At 64.1% G+C, this 16750-nt stretch carries 13 protein-coding genes and 1 tRNA gene; 9 read left to right on the top strand and 5 right to left on the bottom strand.

Annotated elements, in window-relative coordinates; all coding sequences use genetic code 11:
- Nucleotides 1-23 precede the first annotated feature (23 nt).
- The 7 genes from BJA_RS01570 to BJA_RS01600 are packed head-to-tail and all read left to right on the top strand — an operon-like array spanning nt 24 to nt 8972.
- Entirely contained in the window at nt 24-2363 is a 2340-nt protein-coding gene (locus BJA_RS01570) for a NosR/NirI family protein (RefSeq protein WP_011083146.1), read from the top strand.
- Complete coding sequence (gene nosZ / locus BJA_RS01575) at nt 2360-4312, top strand: TAT-dependent nitrous-oxide reductase (RefSeq protein ID WP_011083147.1); 1953 nt, start codon at nt 2360-2362, stop codon at nt 4310-4312. Before BJA_RS01570 ends, nosZ begins: the two co-directional genes overlap by 4 nt.
- A gap of 32 nt (nt 4313-4344) precedes the next feature.
- Nucleotides 4345-5688, top strand: coding sequence for a nitrous oxide reductase family maturation protein NosD (locus BJA_RS01580; protein ID WP_038966688.1), 1344 nt, complete (start codon nt 4345-4347; stop codon nt 5686-5688).
- Nucleotides 5685-6593 (top strand): ABC transporter ATP-binding protein, encoded by a 909-nt coding sequence (locus BJA_RS01585; protein WP_011083149.1) that lies wholly within the window; start codon nt 5685-5687, stop codon nt 6591-6593. Before BJA_RS01580 ends, BJA_RS01585 begins: the two co-directional genes overlap by 4 nt.
- On the top strand, nt 6590-7417 hold the full coding sequence (locus BJA_RS01590; protein ID WP_011083150.1) for an ABC transporter permease subunit: 828 nt from the start codon (nt 6590-6592) through the stop codon (nt 7415-7417). The genes BJA_RS01585 and BJA_RS01590 overlap by 4 nt, the downstream gene beginning before the upstream one ends.
- Nucleotides 7414-7962, top strand: a complete 549-nt coding sequence (locus BJA_RS01595; protein ID WP_011083151.1) for a nitrous oxide reductase accessory protein NosL — start codon at nt 7414-7416, stop codon at nt 7960-7962. Before BJA_RS01590 ends, BJA_RS01595 begins: the two co-directional genes overlap by 4 nt.
- 11 nt (nt 7963-7973) lie before the next feature.
- Nucleotides 7974-8972 (top strand): FAD:protein FMN transferase, encoded by a 999-nt coding sequence (locus BJA_RS01600; protein WP_011083152.1) that lies wholly within the window; start codon nt 7974-7976, stop codon nt 8970-8972.
- Between the two features lie 22 nt (nt 8973-8994).
- Here the strand turns inward: BJA_RS01600 and BJA_RS01605 are convergent.
- Nucleotides 8995-9084 (bottom strand) — tRNA-Ser (locus BJA_RS01605).
- Between the two features lie 196 nt (nt 9085-9280).
- Here BJA_RS01605 and BJA_RS01610 point away from each other — a divergent pair.
- A complete protein-coding gene (locus tag BJA_RS01610) occupies nt 9281-9622 on the top strand; it encodes a hypothetical protein (RefSeq protein WP_038966690.1) in 342 nt (113 codons plus the stop codon).
- Between the two features lie 58 nt (nt 9623-9680).
- Here BJA_RS01610 and BJA_RS01615 read toward each other — a convergent pair whose 3' ends face one another.
- The 3 genes from BJA_RS01615 to BJA_RS01625 form a co-directional block, all read right to left on the bottom strand.
- Entirely contained in the window at nt 9681-11144 is a 1464-nt protein-coding gene (locus tag BJA_RS01615; protein ID WP_028175323.1) for a trehalose-6-phosphate synthase, read from the bottom strand.
- Between the two features lie 232 nt (nt 11145-11376).
- Nucleotides 11377-12198 carry a trehalose-phosphatase gene (otsB, locus tag BJA_RS01620; protein ID WP_011083155.1) on the bottom strand — a complete coding sequence of 274 codons (822 nt, stop codon included), beginning with the start codon at nt 12196-12198 and terminating at the stop codon, nt 11377-11379.
- Nucleotides 12199-12201: 3 nt separating this feature from the next.
- Entirely contained in the window at nt 12202-13686 is a 1485-nt protein-coding gene (locus BJA_RS01625) for an MFS transporter (RefSeq protein WP_028175325.1), read from the bottom strand.
- A gap of 182 nt (nt 13687-13868) precedes the next feature.
- On the opposite strand from BJA_RS01625, the gene BJA_RS01630 reads away from it, so the two are divergent.
- A complete protein-coding gene (locus BJA_RS01630) occupies nt 13869-14228 on the top strand; it encodes a DUF3175 domain-containing protein (protein WP_011083157.1) in 360 nt (119 codons plus the stop codon).
- A 196-nt stretch (nt 14229-14424) separates the two neighbouring features.
- Here BJA_RS01630 and BJA_RS01635 read toward each other — a convergent pair whose 3' ends face one another.
- Complete coding sequence (locus BJA_RS01635; protein ID WP_039186345.1) at nt 14425-16458, bottom strand: methyl-accepting chemotaxis protein; 2034 nt, start codon at nt 16456-16458, stop codon at nt 14425-14427.
- Between the last annotated feature and the right edge of the window lie 292 nt (nt 16459-16750).

The following is a 16750-nucleotide window of genomic DNA, read 5'->3' on the forward strand; positions in this document are numbered from 1 at the left end:
GCGGCGTTCACGTTCGAGGTCCCATGCTCCAAAGAACGCATGTTGTTCCGGATTTTCTAACCCAAGCGGCGCGCGCACTCTTCGCGTTGGCGTTCCTTTGCGTGCTCTCGTCCTTCAACACCGCGTCCGCTGCCGACCTGAACGGTTACCTGTCGAAGATTGCCCCTGCCGACTTCTTCGCGGGCGCCGACCGTTTCGGTCCCCCGCAGGGCGAGCCGCCTATCATACCGGCCTATCGCGGCGATCAATTGCAGGGCTTCGTGTACCTGAATTCCGATTTCGCCAATGCGGTCGGCTATTCCGGAAAACCGATCCAGATGCTCGTCGGCATCGATCCGAAAGGTGTGCTGACCGGCCTCAAGCTGGTCGAGCACAAGGAGCCCATCGTGCTGGTGGGCATCCCCGAAAAGCGCATTCTGGAGGCCGTCAACAAGCTGATCGGCGCCGACCTGGGGAGCGTCGCCCGCGGGGCTGCGCCGGCGCCCCAAGTCGACATCGTCAGCGGCGCAACCGTAACCGTTCTGGTGATCGGCGACAGCATCGTTCGATCCGCCACCAAGCTGATCCGGAGCGGCCGCCTCGGCGCTCAGGGCAGTCCGGTTGCGGCGGCCGGGCCGCGAGCCGCGAAGGCCATCGACGCGGCCAAGAGCGAAGTCCGCGATTGGCAGACCCTGGTCGGCGACGGCTCGGTCCGGCGGCTAACCCTCTCCGTCGCCGATATCAACCAGGCCTTCGAGAAATCGGGCAATGCGGTCGCCGCAGCGCGCCCGGAGGAAGGCGCTCCGGACGACAGCTTCATCGATCTCTATGTCGCGGACGTCGCGGTGCCGACCATCGGCCGCAGCCTGCTGGGCGACGAGAGCTACGGCCGGCTGGCCGGCAGGTTGAAGCCAGGCCAGCAGGCGCTCGTCGTCGCCGGTGCCGGCCGTTATTCCTTCAAAGGGGCCGCCTACGTTCGGGGTGGAATCTTCGACCGGATCGAGCTGATCCAGGAAACCAACAGCATCCGTTTCCGCGATCGGGACCATACCCGACTGGGTAGCCTGGCGGCCGACGGCGCGCCGGATTTTCCCGAAATAGCGCTGTTCATCGTGCCGGCCGACTTCGCGTTCGATGCGACCGAGCCGTGGGCGCTGCAGCTCCTGGTGCAGCGCGTCGTCGGCGCACGGGACAAGGCCTGGGTCACCTTCGATCTTGGATACACACTTCCCGAAACCTATCTCAAGCGCGAAGCGCCGGTTCGGCCGGCCGCAGCGGCAGCGGCGCCGACCGCAAAGTCGTCGCCGGCCGCCGCCCCCGAAGCCCGCGTGCCGACGACCGACGAGGATCCGTTGTGGATGCGGATATGGCGCGCGGACGCCCTCAAGATCGGCACAGCGATGCTGGCGCTCGGCGCGCTGACGTTGATCTTCTTCTTCCAGAATTTTCTGGTCCGTCGTCCGGCGGTGTACACGTGGGTCCGCCGCTTCTATCTGCTGTTCATTCTCGTCTGGCTGGGATGGTATGCGAACGCTCAGCTTTCAGTGGTCAACGTCCTGACCTTCACGAACTCCCTGCTGACCGGGTTCAGTTGGGAGTATTTCCTCTCCGCGCCGCTGATTTTCCTTCTCTGGGCCTCCATCGCGGCGGGACTTCTCTTCTGGGGGCGCGGACCGTTCTGCGGTTGGCTCTGCCCGTTCGGCGCCCTGCAGGAATTGCTCAACAACGCCGCCAAGGCGCTCAAGGTCCCGCAGTACCGCGTTCCCTGGGGCCTTCACGAACGGCTGTGGCCGATCAAGTACATCATCTTCCTCGGCCTGTTCGGCATGTCGCTCTACTCGACCGCCTTCGCCGAGCAGCTCGCCGAGGTCGAACCGTTCAAGACTTCGATCGTCCTGAAGTTCGCGCGGGAATGGCCGTTCGTCGTCTACGCCCTGACCCTCCTCGCGGCGGGGTTGTTCGTCGAGCGCTTCTTCTGCCGCTACATGTGCCCGCTCGGCGCGGCGCTGGCGATTCCCGGCCGCATCCGGATGTTCGAATGGCTGCGACGCTGGCCGGAATGCGGCTCGCCCTGCCAGCGCTGCGCCAATGAATGCCCCGTGCAAGCGATCCATCCGGAAGGTCACATCAACGTCAACGAGTGCATCTACTGCATGCACTGCCAGGAACTCTATTTCGATGACCACCGCTGCCCGCACATGATCCAGGTGCGGCTGAAGCGCGAGAAGCGGATGGCCATGTCGTCGCCTTCGATGCGATCAGGCGGCAAAGGTCCGAACACAATCATCACAGCCGGGGGAAAACCCGTCGGCGCGTCGCCAGTCGACGCCATCACGCCATCTGCAACCTGCAACCTGAACCGAAAGCCGAGGAGGCAATCATGAGCGACAGCGACAACATCAAGGGCGTCAGCCGGCGAACGCTGCTGGGGACCACGGCGGCCGCTGCGGGCGTGGGACTTGCCGGCGGGGCGGTGGTAACAAAGGACGGCGCGGGCTTCGTCTCGACCGCCGACGCGCAGACCAAATCTGCCGCACCCAAGGCACCGCCGGCGCGTCCGGCCGTGCAGAAGACCGAAGTCGCGCCGGGCGAGCTCGACGAATATTACGTCTTCTTTTCGAGTGGCCAATCCGGCGAGATGCGGATCATCGGGCTCCCCTCGATGCGCGAACTGATGCGCGTTCCGGTCTTCAACCGCTGCAGCGCGACCGGCTGGGGCCAGACCAACGAAAGCCTGAAGGTTTTGACAGAAGGGATGCAGCCGGCGACCCGCGAATTCCTCAAGAACCGTGGCGGCACGTTCATGAACGGCGACCTCCACCATCCGCACGTCTCCTTCACGGACGGCACCTACGACGGCCGCTACGCCTTCATGAACGACAAGGCCAACAGCCGCGTAGCGCGGGTGCGGCTCGACGTCATGAAGTGCGACAAGATTATCGAACTGCCGAATCAGCACACCGTCCACGGCCTTCGGCTGCAGAAGTATCCACGAACCGGATATGTGTTCTGCAACGGGGAAGACGGCGTTCCGCTGCCGAACGACGGCAAGGTTCTCGACAACCCGAAGGAATATCACTCCATCTTCACGGCGCTCGACGGCGATACCATGAAAGTGGCCTGGCAGGTGATGGTTAGCGGCAATCTCGACAACGTCGATTCCGACTACCAAGGCAAATACTGCTTCTCGACCTGTTACAACGCCGAAGAAGGCGTCACTCTGGCCGAGATGACCGCCAACGAGCAGGACTGGGTCGTCATCTTCAACCTCAAGCGGATCGAGGAGGCAGTGAAGAAGGGTGATTTCAAGGAAATGAACGGCGTGCCCGTGATCGACGGTCGCAAGGGCTCGCCCTACACGCGCTACGTTCCGGTGTCGAACAATCCGCATGGCATGAATACCGCGCCCGACGGCATCCACATCGTCGCGGCAGGCAAGCTGTCGCCGACGGTGACGGTGATGGACGTTCGGCTGTTCGACCAACTGTTCGACGACAAGATCAAACCGCGCGACGTCGTGGTCGCCGAGCCCGAACTCGGCCTCGGGCCGCTGCATACGGCCTACGACGGCAAGGGCAACGCCTACACGACGTTGTTCCTCGACAGCCAGGTCGTCAAATGGAACATCGATCTCGCCAAACGAGCCTTTAAGGGCGAGAAGGTCGATCCCATCATCCAGAAGCTCGACGTCCACTATCAGCCTGGCCACAATCACTCCTCGATGGGTCAGACCAAGGAGGCCGACGGAAAATGGCTGATCTCGCTGAACAAGTTTTCGAAGGACCGCTTTCTCAACGTCGGCCCGCTGAAGCCGGAGAACGATCAGTTGATCGACATCTCGGGCGACCAGATGAAACTGGTCCATGACGGTCCTAGCTTCGCCGAGCCGCATGACGCCACCATCGTGCACCGTTCCAAGATCAACCCGATCTCGATCTGGGACCGCGCCGATCCGATGTTTGCCGATGCGGTCAAGCAAGCCAAGGCCGACGGGATCAACCTGGAGGCGGATTCCAAGATCATCCGCGACGGCAACAAGGTGCGGGTCTATATGACCTCGACCGCTCCGGCGTTCGGGCTCGAGCAGTTCCAGGTCAAGCAGGGCGATCAGGTCACCGTCTACATCACCAACATCGATGCGGTCGAAGACCTGACGCACGGCTTCTGCATCGTGAACTACGGTATCCAGATGGAGGTCGCGCCGATGGCGACCGCGTCGGTGTCGTTCAGCGCCGACAAGGCGGGCGTCTACTGGTACTACTGCTCCTGGTTCTGCCACGCCATGCACATGGAGATGAAGGGCCGCATGTTCGTCGAGCCGAAATCGGTCTGATCGGGAGCGACACCGTGCGTCTTCCGTCACGCATGCTTCCGGCGGCGCTCGTCGCCGCCGGATTGTCCGGCTTCGCCAGCGCGGAGACGCTGACTGCTGTGCCGGGGCAACCGCTGCAGGCGTTGCTGGATCGTGCCCGCGACGGTGACGTCGTCGAACTCGCTCCAGGGGACTACAACGGCTCGATCCGCATCGATCGCCCTCTTGCCCTGACCGGACGTCCCGGCGCCGTGCTGGACGGCGGGGGCTCCGGCAACGTCGTCACGGTGACCGCGCCCGATGTAACGGTCCGCGGCGTGACCATCCGGGGGTCGGGGCGCGACCTGCAGGCGATGAATTCCGGGGTCTTTCTCCAGAAGACCGCCGAACGCGCGACCATCGAGAACAACCGCCTGGTGGGAAACCTGTTCGGCGTCTACGTGCACGGAGCGACCGGATCGCGGGTGGCCAACAACTTGATCGAAGGGCTTCGCGGCCATCGCCTCAGCGAGGCCGGCAACGGCGTCTCGCTCTGGAACGCTCCCGAAGTCACCATTGCGGACAACACCTTCCGCTATGGCCGCGACGGTATCTTTACCATTTCCAGCCGCAAGGACCGCTTCGTCGGCAACCGCTTCGAACAGGTCCGCTTCGCGGTCCACTACATGTACACCAACGACAGCGAGGTCAGCGGCAACGTCTCGATCGGAAATCATGTCGGCTACGCCATCATGTACTCGAACCGGCTGATCATCCGCGACAACATCTCCGATCGCGATCGCGATCACGGCCTCCTGTTCAACTACGCCAACTACGCCGAGATCGACGGAAACAGGGTGACGGGCGGACTATTGGATACGGTGTCCGCCGGGAGCGAAGAGGGGCCGGACGACGAGCGAGGCATGATCCCGGACACGAAGCGCGAGCAGAGCTTACGAAGCGGCCCGGAGAAGTGCGTGTTCATCTACAACACGAACCACAACCGGTTCCGGAACAACTGGTTCGAACGCTGCGCCATCGGCGTTCATTTCACGGCCGGATCCGAAGGCAACGAGATCACCGGAAACGCCTTCGTCGGCAATCGGAACCAGGTCAAATATGTCGGTACGCGCAACCTCGACTGGTCCAAGGGCGGCCGCGGCAATTATTGGAGCGACAATCCCGCCTTCGATCTCGACGGTGACGGCATCGCCGACACCGCCTACCGACCCAACGATCTCGTCGATCGGGTGCTGTGGACGGCACCCTCCGCCAAGGTGCTGATCAACAGCCCTGCGGTGCAAGTGCTACGGTGGGCCCAGGCTCAGTTTCCGGCGCTCTACCCGGGCGGCGTCATCGACAGCCACCCCTTGATCGCTCCACCGCCGCGGCCGTCGGGCAAGGAGGGCGGAAGATGAGCGCTACCGTTTCCGTGACTGGTGTCGTGAAGAACTACCGCACGGTGCGCGCACTGCGCGACGTCTCGTTCGATCTCGCCCCGGGACGGCTCAGCGCACTGGTCGGCCACAACGGCGCCGGCAAGACCACACTGATCAAGCTGATGCTGGGATTGATCCGTCCGGATCAGGGCTCCATCCGCGTCCTCGACGAGGATCCGGCCGCCGGTGAATTTTCGGCACGACGGCAGCTTGGATATCTTCCGGAAAACGTTGCCTTCAACGCAGCACTCACCGGGCGAGAGACGCTGACATTTTACGCGCGGCTGAAACACGTCAAACCGTCGAAAGCGTGGGCCTTTCTCGATCGCGTCGGACTGACCGATGCGGCCGACCGCCGGGTCGGGACCTATTCGAAGGGCATGCGCCAGCGCCTCGGATTGGCGCAGGCGCTGCTCGGCCGGCCCCGGGTGCTCCTGCTCGACGAGCCGACGACGGGACTGGATCCCGCGCTACGGCAGACCTTCTATGAGATCCTGAACGAACTCCGCGACGACGGCGCCACTGTGCTGATCTCGTCCCACGCGCTGAACGAACTCGAGGATCGCGCCGAGCATGTCCTCATCATGAACCGCGGGCTCCTCGCCGCGCAGGGCACCCTGTCGGAACTGCGCTCGATCTCGCAACTCCCGATCCGGGTTTCGGTCGACTTTGCGCCCGGCGCCGGCGTTCCCGCGGCGTGGGTGAACGGCGCAAGTGTTGCGACCCCGCGCGGACGCATGCTGCTGGTGCCCGACGAGGCGCGCAAAATGGACGTGCTGCGCGCTGCGGCCAGTGATCCCGGCGTCATCAACATCGAGATCGCGGCGCCGACCCTCGATGAGCTCTATGCGCATTTCCTAAATTCGCAGGAGAGTGCTGCGTGAGAACGATCGTCATCATAGCCGCCAAGGAGATCCAGGAAGGGTTACGGAACCGCTGGGTCCTGGCAACCACGCTCCTTTTGGCCGCGCTGGCCTTGTCGCTGACGTTCCTGGGAAGCGCACCCACCGGCAATGTCGGCGCGGGGGCGCTCGACGTCGTCGTCGTCAGCCTGTCGAGCCTGACGATCTTCCTGCTTCCGCTGATCGCCCTCTTGATCTCGCACGACGCCGTGGTCGGCGAGATGGAACGCGGCACCATGACGCTGCTCCTGAGTTATCCGGTGGGCCGAGGCCAGGTGATCCTCGGCAAATTCTGCGGCCACGTCCTGATCCTCGCCTTCGCGACAGTGATCGGCTACGGCGCCGCGGCCGCTGCCCTCGCGACGACCGGCGCCTCGGTGCTCGCCGCGAGCTGGTATGCCTTCGCCTCGATGCTCGGAACCTCGGTCATGCTCGGGGCGGTCTTTGTCGCGGTCGGTTATCTGATCAGCAGCCTGGTCCGGGACCGCGGCACCGCCGCCGGCATCTCGGTGGGAGTCTGGCTGCTGATGGTGCTGGTATTCGACATGGCACTGCTCGGCGTGCTGGTCGTCGATCAGGGGAACATCGTCTCCGCACCCGTTCTCGAAGCGCTGCTGTTCCTCAATCCGACGGACCTGTACCGGATGACGAACCTGACCGGCTTTAACGTCAGCCAGTTTTCCGGGATGGCAGGGCTCGCCGGCACCGCGACGACCAGCGTCGGCGCGCTGTTGACGGGACTGACCGCCTGGGTCGTCGCGCCGCTCGGGCTTGCGGCCGCCTTCTTCGCTCGGAGGGAGCTATGATCCTGCGGATTCTGTGCATGATCGTCGCGCTGGTCCTCGCCGGCTGCAATCGGGACGGAAGCGATGCCGTCATGCCGCCGCCCGCGGCGCTCAACAGCGATGCAATGGGGGTCTTCTGCGGCATGAACGTGCTCGAACACCCTGGCCCCAAAGGGCAGATCATCACGGCGAGCCGCATCGACCCGTACTGGTTCACCTCGGTGCGCGACACCGTGGCCTTCACTCTGATGCCGGATCAGCCCCGTGACATCCGCGCGATCTACGTGTCCGACATGGCGCGCGCGCCCAGTTGGGAGGAGCCGGGAGCGACCAACTGGATCGACGCCAAAAAGGCGTTCTTCGTCATCGAGAGCCGCAAGCAGGGCGGAATGGGGGCCGCCGAGGCTGTGCCTTTCGGCAATCGTGCCGCGGCGGACGCCTTCACCGCCGCCAATGGCGGCAAGGTCGTCACGTTTGCGGACGTTCCGAGCGGCTACGTGCTCGGCAGCGACAGCGCCGCCGTCGATCAAACCGGGCATGAACGCCCCAGCGCCCGGACCAACTGACGAGGCTTCCGATGGCACCAGCAAATCTCACGCGCCGGCGCATGATCACCATCGCAGCCGCGACCGCAGGCTCGGCGTTTCTTTCCGGCGGAGGACACGCGTCCTCGACCGGGGCAGTGCGTTGGCGCGGATCGGCGCTCGGCGCGCAGGTGTCGATCGATATCTTCCATCCCGATCGGGAGGAGGCGGAAAGGATCATTCAGGATTGCCTGACTGAGGTAAGACGACTCGAAGGGCAGTTCAGCCTGTACCGGGCGGATTCCGCCATTTGTGCCCTCAACCGGAGTGGCATCCTTGTCGCACCGGAGCCCGACATGGTCGCGCTGCTCAAGGCCTCGCTGCAATTCTCCGACCTTACCGGCGGCACCTTCGATCCCACCGTCCAGCCGCTCTGGCAGCTCTATGCCGCACACTTTTCGTCGGAGAATCCGGATCCCGGCGGTCCGCCGGCCGGGAAGCTGGCGGAGGCGCTCGCGAAGGTGGGCAGCAGCGGCCTGCGCGTAAGCGAAAAGCTTGTGGCGCTCCTCAGACATGGCGCTGCGATCACCCTGAACGGCATCGCCCAAGGATACGCCACCGACCGTGTCGTGGATGTCTTGCGCGCCCGCGGGTTGTCGACGACCCTCGTCAACATGGGTGAGATCCGCGCGCTCGGAGCGCGCGCGGACGGGACGCCGTGGCGCGTCGGCCTTTCCGATCCGGACAGAGCCGGCGCGCTCACGGAAACCATCGACCTCATTGATCGGGCGGTCGCGACCACCGCGGGCGCGGGCTTCCGCTTCGATCCGGCGGGCCGGTTCACGCATCTATTCGATCCCCGGACGGGACGGAGCCCTGCGCTCTATCGGACCGTCAGCGTCATTGCGCCGACCGCCACCGAGGCGGATGCGCTTTCGACCGCCTTTAGCCTGATGCCTGCGTCGCAGATTGGCGACATAGCGGCCACGCGGCCAGATGTGCAGGTCCGGCTGATCACCAATGATGGAAATTTGCGCCTTTACGGCGCCTGAGAGGACGAGTCGCCATAAGATCTGGCGGAGAGAGTGGGATTCGAACCCACGGTACGGTTTCCCGCACACACGCTTTCCAAGCGTGCGCCTTAAGCCACTCGGCCATCTCTCCGGAGCGCCCTCTCTTGAAGGGGCGCCGGCGATTTTGCAAGAGACCGCGAGAAAATCGGGTGAATTTTCCGTAAGATGTTGTATTTAAATGACAATATCTGGCGCCGGCGGCTGTTTTGGAACCGCCTGCCGGCTGAACCCAGGACGGGTTTGGCGCGACGATTCATTTGAGAATGCCAAACACGACCGGGGGCGCCATGACCATCCGCAAGACCATCGCCGCACTGGGCCTGATTTCGGCCCTTGGCTCCGCCTTTGCCGGGCCGGCCCTGGCTCAGGTCTGCACCCGCCAAGGGGTTGACGTCAGCTGCGACGACGGGCGGCGCGGGGTGCTTTCGGGCGATGCCATTATCTGGCCGGACGGGACGCGCTCGAGTTCGTCGCCGCATCCGAGCGTGATCATCGGCAACAAGAGCTCGGTGCATGTCGGGCCCGGCGTGTTCGTCGGCCAGGGCAAGGGCATGGTGCCGCTGGACGATCCCAACGCGCCGAACAAGCGGCAATGCGCGATTCTGGATGGCGTGTCGTATTGCTATTGACGATCTCTTCCTTCCCCCCTCGTGGGAGGGGGGAAGATCAGAGCGAGCTTCACGGAAGCTAAATCAACCGCACGCCCGAGATCGCCGACTTCAACCAGCGCAGCGCTTGCGGGGGCTGGGCTGCGAGCGGGGCGACGGCGGCCTTCTCGATCCGGCACTTTTCGAGCTCGGCGACGAAATCGGCGGACCATTGCTGGATGGTGTGGCCGCGCAGCTTCTTCATCATCGCGTCCCAGCGCATCTTGCGCTCGGTGAGCGGCATCGCGGCGGCGATCGCGATCGCGCGTGCCATGGCGTCGATGTCGTGCGGATTGACCAGCAGCGCCGTGTCGAGCTCATTCGCCGCGCCGGCGAATTTCGACAGCACCAGCACGCCGGGGTCGGCCGGGTTCTGCGCGGCGACATACTCCTTTGCGACGAGGTTCATGCCGTCATGCAGCGGCGTCACCACACCGATCTGCGCGGTGCGATAGAGCCCCGCGAGCACGGCCTGGCTGAAGCCCTTGTTGAGATAGCGGATCGGCGTCCAGTCCACCTCGCCGTGGCGGCCGTTGACGTCGGTGACGAGACGCGCGACCTCGTTCTGAAGATTGCCATAGGCCTCGATGGCACCGCGCGAAGGATTGGCGATCTGGAGCAGCGAGATGCTGCGCAAGAATTGCGGCTGCTCGGTCCAGAGCCGGTCGAACGCGCTGATGCGGTTGACGAGGCCCTTGGAATAGTCGAGCCGGTCGACACCGATCGCCAGACGCTCGCCGTTGAGGCTGCGGCGCAGCCGCGACACATCCGGATGCGAGGCGGACTTGGCGGCATACTGCGCGAACTTCTCCGCATCGATGCCGATGGGGAAGACTTCACAGCGGGTGCGGCCGTGCTGCGACAGCACAACACCATCATCGATGACGAGACCGAGCTCGCCGGCGACATAACCGAGGAAATTCTGGCGATCCTCCTCGGTCTGGAAGCCAATGAGATCGTAGGCGAGCATCGCCGTGATCAGTTCGCGATGATTGGGTACGCCCTGCGTCACCGCGGCCACCGGCCACGGCGTGTGCAGGAAGAAGCCGATCGGATCGTCGACGCCGAGATCGCGCAGCTCCGCACCGAGTGCGAGGAAATGATAGTCCTGCACCCAGAATGCGGTCCGGGGTTTACGGAAGCGCATCAAGGCGCGCGCCATGAAGGCGTTGACCTCGCGATAGCTGACATAGTCTTCGCGCGAAACGCGGATCAGATCGCTGCGCGAATGCAGCGCCGGCCACAACGCCGAATTGGCAAAACCTTCGTAATAGCCGCCGTAATGCGCCGCCGGCAGATCCAGCGTCGCAATCGCGCCCGAACCCAGCGCCTCGATCTCGGCAAACGGCTCCTTCTGATGGCCGTCACGCACGCGGCCGGAAGACCCCACCCAGATGGCACCCGAATGTTCCACAACGGGAAGCAATGCCGCAGCCAAGCCGCCCGTCATGGGCTCGTTGGGTTTGCCGCGCGCAACACGATTCGAAACGACGACTAAGTTCACAGGTCGTCCCCTCCTGTTCATTCCACCCCGTTTAACTGGCGTTCATCAATATGGTTCCTGTCATCATTTCCACGAAATGAAACCAAAGTCAGGCGCGCACGTTGGAACTGGTTTCGCTTGCGGAACCTACTGCAAAGACAGTCATTTTGGTACTATTGCACGGCATGCATCGCTGCACGCTAGGGCGCTGCGCCGACGGCCTTTATGTCTGCAGCGTGGCGCTGCCTTTGTTTCACCTCGGATCGAGCAGGCGCGCGAGGAACGCGCGCACATCGCTCGGCGCATCGAAGTGACCATTCACACCCATGGCACGGCGGCCCACCGAAAAAGCGAGCCCGTTCATGTCAGGCATGATCGCGAACACGGTCTCGTCGGTGACGTCGTCGCCGATGAACAGTGGACGCCGTCCCCTGAACGGTTCGTGCTTCATCAACTCGTGCACGCCGGTCGCCTTGGTGAAGCCGGAATGCTTGATCTCGCAGACGAACTTTCCGGGCAGCACCTCGATCGGCGCATTGGGCAGATCGGCGCGGATCAGCGAGACAGCCTCGAAGATCGCCTTCTCCGCATGCGGTGCGAGGCGATAGTGCAGCGCGAGCGAATAGCCCTTGTCCTCGAGCAGAATGCCCGGACTGAGCTTTGCGATCGCAGCGAGCCGCCGCTTCAACTCCTTGTCCAGCGGCGGCGCGTGCACATCATCCACTTCATTGTCCACCGACAGCCGCATCTCCGCGCCGTGGCCGGCGACGGCGCGATAGACGTCGGGCGCGAAGATCAAGTCGATGTCGTTGAGCGAGCGGCCGCTGACCAGCGCCAACGCCCCGGAGGTGCGTTCCACCAGCCGCTTGAGCGTCTCCGACAGGCCCGGCGGCACCCACACTTCGCGCGGCGTCGGCATCAGGTCGAGCAGCGTGCCGTCGATGTCGAGCAGGATCGCGGTCTCGTCGAGATGTGGCACGAGCGCATGCGGCACCGGCACCGTTTCCGGCACATCGTCGTCAACGGGCATGGTGCGCTTCTGGTCCACTGCCATTTCCGCAAGTTCCGATTTCATAGTCTACTCCATAAAGGCCAGCGGCCGCGCTATTTGTTCGAGCGATTTGCGTTCCGCGGAGACGGCGTAGCGCCACGCCACGATCGCGGCCGCGATCATGAGGAATGCCCCCAGCAAATAGCCGGCGAACACGCTTGTGCGTGATCCCGTGTCGATCAGCGCGCCGAACAGCGCCGGGCCGATGACGCCGCCAATACCGGTGCCGACCGCGTAAAACACCGCGATCGCCAGCGCGCGGACTTCCAAAGGAAACGTCTCGCTGACCGTGAGATAGGCCGCGCTCGCGGCGGGCGAGGCAAAGAAGAAGATCACCATCCAGGCGATGGTCTGTCCTTGCGCACTGAGCGCCCCGATCGAGAACAGATAGCCCGACAGCGCCAACAGCAGGCCCGACGCGCCATAGGTGAACATGATCATCGCGCGCCGTCCGAGCGTGTCGAACAGGCGGCCGAGCAGCAGCGGGCCGAGGAAATTGCCGGCGGCGAAGGGAAGCAGATACCATCCGACATGATCGGCGCTGATGCCGTAGAAATCGGTCAGCACCAGCGCGAAGGTGAAGAAGATGGCGTTGTAGAAGAAAGCCTGCGCGCCCATCAGGACGAGGCCGACCAGCGCGCGCTGGCGATAGACCGTGAACAGCGTGTGCATGACCTCGCGAATCGGCGTGTGATCGCGCATCTTCAGCCGGATCCTGGTGAAGCGTCGGTCGCTCGCATCCTGGTCGTGTCCGATCACCGAACGCTCGATCTCGTCGACGATGGCGTGGGCCTGATCGGGCCGCCCGTGGATCATCAGCCAGCGCGGGCTTTCCGGGATCCACATCCGCATCAACAGCACGACGAGGCCGATGCTCGCGCCGATGAGATAAGCGAGGCGCCAGCCGAGATCGGGGCCGATCAAGGCGGGATCCAGCAGAACGATGGCCGCCACCGCGCCCATGGCCGCGCCGATCCAGAAGCTGCCGTTGATGACGAGATCGGTCCAGCCGCGATAGCGCGCCGGCACCAGCTCCTGGATGGTCGAATTGATCGCGGTATATTCGCCGCCGATGCCGGCGCCGGTGAGAAAACGAAACAGCGCGTAGCTCGCGATATCCCACGACAGTGCGGTCGCAGCGGTCGCGGAGAGATAAAGCGCGAGCGTGATGAAGAACAGTTTCTTGCGGCCGATGCGGTCGGTCAGCCAACCGAAACCGAGCGCGCCGAGCACCGCGCCGGCGAGATAGGCTGAATTGGCAATGCCGAGATCGAGATTGGAGAATTGCAACGAGGGACTTTGCTTCAGCGCGCCGGAAAGCGCACCGGCGAGTGTCACCTCGAGCCCGTCGAGGATCCAGGTGATGCCGAGCGCCAGCACGACCCGGGTGTGAAAGCCGCTCCACGGCAGCGCATCGAGACGTGAGGGAATACTGGTCTCGATGATGCGATCGGTCGCGACCGCCGAGACAGCAGGTCCATAATTCAGCGCTTGGCTTTGCTGCAATTCCATCGCGTTGCTGGGTCTGACCAATGGAAGCGACCCCGGTTCACATGATGTGGCCAGGGGCGAACCGATCATCGGGGTGCGGCATTCCGCCTGCCACCTGCGACAACGTCTGCGGCAAGCGCCGGTTCCAGCAGGAACGGCCTCCAACGCCGTCCGTTTCCGAAGGAGCCGCAGGGAGTTGACGCATGGCTCACGTCAGAAAGACGACACATTCTCGCAAAACAGCTGCGCGCAGCAGGAAGACCAGCGTGCGCAAGAGCGCGAAACGCGCGACGCCGAAGCGCTGGTCGCAACGTGTGACCAAGGAGAGCGACGCGCTCGATCTCAAGCGCGGCGTATTCACGCTCACGAGTCCGAAGAAGATCGCAGCATCGCTGAAGCGCTCGGCCGAGCACAGTTCGCGCCGCAAGACCGGCGCCTATCGTTCGGCGCTGTCGATGCTGACGTTCTATATCAACCGTGCCGGCAAGACGCTGCCGAAAACACAGCGGGCGCGGCTGGAGCAGGCGAAGGTGGAATTGAAGCGGGCGTTTGGAAGGGAGTGAGACTTAGACGGCACAGCGAAAAACCAGCCGTCGTCCTGGACAAGCGAGCGGAGCGAGCGCTGATCCAGGACCGATTATCACAGGACGTGGTTTGGCGAAGACTTGCGGCTGGCTGCTCGCGCAACGACTGCTCCCTGGGATAATGGGTCCTGGCTTTCGCCAGGACGACAGCGGAGAGAGTGGCGCAGTCCGAGCCTTACGCCGCCCGGATATTCCCCATGAAGCGGTCGAGCTCGGCGCGGAGGCGGGTGCTTTCGGATGACAGGGTCTTGGCCGAATTCAGCACCTCTTCCGAAGCCGAGCCGGTCTCGGCGGCGCCGCGATTGACCTCGCCGATGTCGGTGGCTGCGGTCTGGGTGCCCTGGGCGACCGTCTGGACACTGCGCGCGATCTCCTGCGTCGCGGCGCCCTGCTGCTCGACCGCGCTCGCGATCGACGTCGAGATCGACGAGATCTGGCCGATGGTCGCGCCGATCTCCTTGATCGCGGCGACCGACTCGGCGGTGGCGCCCTGCATGCCCGTGATGTGGGAGGAAATCTCGTCGGTGGCCTTCGCCGTCTGGCTGGCCAGTGACTTCACTTCGCTGGCAACCACCGCAAAGCCGCGGCCGGCTTCACCGGCGCGCGCCGCCTCGATGGTGGCATTGAGCGCCAGCAGGTTGGTCTGCTCGGCGATTGCCGTGATGAGCTTGACCACTTCGCCGATCTGCTGGGCGGCATGCGAGAGCTTGCCGATGCGACCATCGGTCTCCTTGGCCTGCACCACGGCGGCCTCGGCAATGCGGCTGGAATCGCGCACCTGGCGACCGATCTCCTCGACCGAGGCCGAGAGCTCTTCCGTCGCGGTGGCGACCGACTGCATATTGCTGGAGGCCTGCTCGGAGACGCCGGCGACCTGGCTCGACAGGCTCTGCGTGGTCTCGGCGGTACGGGTCAGCGTGGACGCCGCCGATTCGAGCTGCACGGCCGAGGCCGAGACGTTGGAGACGATGGCGCCGACGGCGTTCTCGAAATCGTCGGCAAAGCGGATCAGCTCGGAGCGGCGGCTTGCGGCCTGCTCCCGGCTCTGGGCTTCGCTGGCGGCGGCATCGCGCTCGGCCTTGGCGACGGCCTGAACCTTGAACTCCTCGACCGCGCCGGCCATCTCGCCGATCTCGTCCTTGCGGCCGAGGCCCGGCAGCACGACGTCGAAATTGCCCGAGGCGAGTTCGCGCATCGCCTTGCACATCGCGATCATCGGACGCGAGATGCCGTTGCCGAGCATCAGGGCGAGCACGGCGCCGATGGCCAGGCCGCCCAGCGCCAGCATCAGCATCAGCCGTTCGGTCTCTCCGATCGTTGCATTGGCGCTGGCCTCGATGCGCTGCTGATCGGCGGTCAGGTCCGATCGCAGCTCACTCGAAAGCTTGAGGATGGACGCGGCCGTCTTGGTCATCTCGCCGTTCGACTTGACGATGACCTTCACGTTCTCGGTCAGCTTGGCAAAGGAGGTGCGGTACTGCTTCAGCAGGTTGCTGATCTCGGTGACGCGGTCGGTGATCTTCTGGTCGTTGGCATAGATCGAGACCAGCAGGGTCTCCAGGAACTTGATGCGGGCGATCACGCCGTCGGCGGTCTTCGGTTCGGGCTTGGCGACGAAGGCGCCGACAGAGGTGGAGACCGCAAGATATTGCGAGGTGACGTCCTTGGCCGTGGTCTGGACCGAGGCGAGCCCGGCGAGCGCCGCGGTATCGGCAAGGTCGTCAAACTTGAAGCGAATCTTGTTGCCGACGCTGTTGAGCTCATCGGCCGCGATCTTGTTGTTCTCGCGCGTCAGGGTGATGATCTCACCGAATACCTTCGTAAAGCGCTGGAACTCCGCCTCGAGCTTGCCGACCTGCTCGCGGCGCGCGGCGCCGGTCGTGGCGGACGTCGATTTGGCGATCGCCGCTTTCAGATTCTCTTCGGCCGCCTTGGCCGCGGTCTCGTCGTCTGTCGCCCCGGTCAGCGTATAGGCCCGCGCCAGCCCCTGATAGGCGATCAGCTCGCGGTCGACGGTTCGCGCGAGATCCGCTTCCGCCACGCTGGTCCGGTAGGAGGCCACGGCGGCCTGGATCCGCTCGAAGCCGAAATAGGCGAAAGCCATGCTGACCGCGAGGATGGCCAGCACCGCCACGAAGCCGAGGATGATTTTTGCGCGAAAACGCAAGGTTGGCAGTTTCGATGTGTTCGGCTTGGATTTGACGGACATTCCCCCACCCCATTCCATTCGCGGAAAACCAGGCGCAGCCCGGAAGCAGCCCGCTTCCCGACTCGTGTGCACGGTAATTGGCAAAGGATAAGCGGCGGTAAATTTGCGGCGTCGCAACTTGCGGTTCGGTGACGCGGGCAAATGTCAAGGCGCGCTTTCTCGCGCCGCTACAAATTGAAGGCCGGCACCAATCTCCGCTGTCGTCCCGGACGAGCGAGCGCTGATCCAGACCCATTACCACAGGGCGTGGTTTGGCGATGACTCGTAGTTGCCGGTCTTTGCCCAGCTGGCT

The sequence above is a fragment of the Bradyrhizobium diazoefficiens USDA 110 genome (assembly GCF_000011365.1).
In the GTDB taxonomy this organism is placed as follows: Bacteria; Pseudomonadota; Alphaproteobacteria; order Rhizobiales; family Xanthobacteraceae; genus Bradyrhizobium; species Bradyrhizobium diazoefficiens.